This is a genomic window from Mesorhizobium sp. M0019 (genome assembly GCF_040323975.1).
In the GTDB taxonomy this organism is placed as follows: domain Bacteria; phylum Pseudomonadota; class Alphaproteobacteria; order Rhizobiales; family Rhizobiaceae; genus Mesorhizobium.
In genome coordinates this window covers 1-2,518 of the sequence record NZ_JAMYVK010000118.1, presented here as the reverse complement: position 1 = coordinate 2,518, position 2,518 = coordinate 1, and the positions used below count along the sequence as shown (strand labels likewise).

The following is a 2,518-nucleotide window of genomic DNA, read 5'->3' as shown; positions in this document are numbered from 1 at the left end:
GGACGAAGCCGCTCGCGCGGCACTGGCGCCCCGTGGCGAGGGTGCAGCAATGATCTGAACGCCGTGCATTTGTAGGTTTGCGGTCCTGGCTGACGATTGGGGTCTTCTCAATCATCAGACAGGAGGTTCCCATGACGGAGGAGAGGACCACCCCGCTGCGCGAGCGGATGATCGAAGACATGCGCATCCGCGGGATGGGCGACAAAGCCCAGCAGGCTCATATCCGAGCCATCAAGGATTTCGCCAGGTTTCTGAAGCGATCTCCGGACACTGCCACACCTGATGACCTGCGCGCCTACCAGCTACACATGACGAATGCCGGGGTGACACCCACGACATTCAATGCCCGCATCGTGTCGCTGCGGTTCTTTTTCGGCAGCACCTGCGGGCGTGAGGACATGAAGCGGCATATGCAGTTTCGCCGCCAGCCGCGGAAGCTGCCCGTGGTGTTCAGCGTCGAGGAGGTTTCTGATCTTCTGATGGCGGCCCCAGGGCCTGGCCTCAAATATCGAGCGGCCCTCAGCATCTCCTATGGGGCCGGGCTAAGGGCGTCAGAGGTCTGTAACCTCAAGATCGGCGACATCGACAGTAACCGGATGCTGATCCATGTCGAACAGGGCAAGGGGCAAAAGGACCGCAAGGTGATGCTATCGCCCGGGCTGCTGGAGCTCTTGCGCGCCTACTGGCGCGAGGCGCGGCCGCAGGGCTGGCTGTTTCCCGGCAAACCCAGGATCAACCCGATCTCACCGCGGCAGCTCAACCGCGCCTTCACCTCGGCCAAAAACATGGCCGGGATCGGCAAACCCGCAACGCTACACACGTTGCGGCACAGCTTCGCCACGCATCTCCTGGAAGCGAACACCGATGTCAGGGTCATTCAGGTCCTGCTCGGGCATGCCCGGCTCAATACCACCGCGATCTATGCCCACGTTGCCACCAAGACGATCCGCGGCACGGTCAGCCCGTTCGAGACATTGAAGAAGCTTCAGGACCAAACGCTCCGACGCGGGTTGGAGTAGCGCCCGGGGTCTGGTGATCCGGCCGAAGCTGGAGATCGCTGACATCTTTCGCGCTTACGGCCCCGCGTGGCGACGGGCCAATGCCGGGCATGTCAGCCTGACCCAGCTCAAGGTCATGTCGGCGATTGAAGCCTGCCGAACCGAGGCGCTCGGTGGGCATGTGGCGGCTTGCCCCAAGTGCGGGCATAACCACATCGCCTATAATTCCTGCAAGAACCGGCACTGCCCGAAGTGCCAAGGACCTGCGGCGCGGGATTGGATGGCCGCCCGCGCCGCGGATCTGCTGCCCGTGGAATATTTCCACGTGGTTTTCACCCTGCCTGCCGAGATCGCGCAGATCGCTTACTGGAACAAGAAGGCCGTCTATGACCTGCTGTTCCGGGCATCGGCCGAGACGCTGAGCACGATTGCGGCCGATCCCAAGCGGCTCGGCGCACGGATCGGCATGACCAGCGTTCTGCACACATGGGGATCAGCGCTGACGCATCACCCGCATGTCCACATCATCGTGCCCGGGGGTGGACTTTCGCCGGATGGCACGCGGTGGATCGGCTGCCGACCCGGGTTCTTTCTGTCCGTGCGAGTCCTGTCCCGGTTGTTTCGACGGCTCTTTCTGGAAGCTCTGATGGCGCTGCATCGATCAGGCGATCTGGCCTTCTTCGGGGATCTGGCCGGGCTTGCACAGGCTGACACCTTCGCCGCCTGGCTCGCGCCGCTACGCAAATCCGAATGGGTCGTCTACGCCAAGCCCCCGTTCGGCGGTCCCGAGGCCGTGCTGGCCTATCTCAGTCGCTACACCCATCGCGTGGCGATCTCGAACAGCCGCCTGATCAGCGCGGATGCCGAGACTGTCACCTTCCGCTGGAAGGATTACCGGATCAAGAACGGTGACCGTCAGAAGGTGATGCGGCTGGCCACCGACGAGTTCATTCGCCGCTTCCTGATTCACGTGCTGCCCGACGGGTTCCACCGCATCCGCCATTCCGGCCTGCTGGCCGCAGCAAGCTGCAAGACCAATGTCGCCAAGATCCGTGCGTTGCTCGGGGCGGAAGTGCCATCGCAGGATGAAGCGCCAAGCGTCGAGATCACCCCGCTCACCCTGAGGGAGCCATGCCCGGACTGCGGCGGCCCGATGCGCATCGTCGAGATATTCCGCCGTGGCCAGCGACCCAGATCCCGTGCGCCACCGAGGGAAAAGGCCGCATGACGAAATGCATGTCACATCAGCCAAGGCCGGCCCGGATCTGCGATGCGCTCCGGGGTGGCGCCGGTTTGCGTCAGGCTTTGCCGAACACCGCAAAATCGCCGAGACACAACGGCAGACGGCCTCAAGAACCAGTCCTCATCACATCATTGGCCGTTGCTGCGCCAACCCGATTGCTGCTGTCGTGCCCGTCGGTCACCGCCAGCCCCACGCTTTCCCCATAGGCCCCACCCAGCCCCCCGCGGCTTCCTCCTTGGGAGGTTTTTCAACGCGGGCCGACACAGGCCCAGCCGCC

The 2,518-nt window shown here is 63.5% G+C and carries 3 protein-coding genes; 2 read left to right on the top strand and 1 reads right to left on the bottom strand.

The genetic code is table 11. The annotated features are described in order from the left end of the window. A partial coding sequence (locus tag NKK47_RS34865; RefSeq protein WP_352579909.1) for a hypothetical protein occupies positions 1–181 on the bottom strand: 181 nt, incomplete at its 3' end. Here NKK47_RS34865 and NKK47_RS34860 point away from each other — a divergent pair. Then, positions 132–1,019, top strand: coding sequence for a tyrosine-type recombinase/integrase (locus NKK47_RS34860; protein WP_352579908.1), 888 nt, complete (start codon positions 132–134; stop codon positions 1,017–1,019). The genes NKK47_RS34865 and NKK47_RS34860 overlap by 50 nt on opposite strands. 13 nt (positions 1,020–1,032) lie before the next feature. Further along, on the top strand, positions 1,033–2,226 hold the full coding sequence (locus tag NKK47_RS34855) for an IS91 family transposase (protein WP_352579907.1): 1,194 nt from the start codon (positions 1,033–1,035) through the stop codon (positions 2,224–2,226). Positions 2,227–2,518: the final 292 nt, after the last annotated feature.

Coding starts and splice junctions, on each gene's coding strand:
- NKK47_RS34860 (WP_352579908.1), top strand. CDS start 132: ATGACGGAGGAGAGGACCACCCCGCTGCGCGAGCGGATGATCGAAGAC.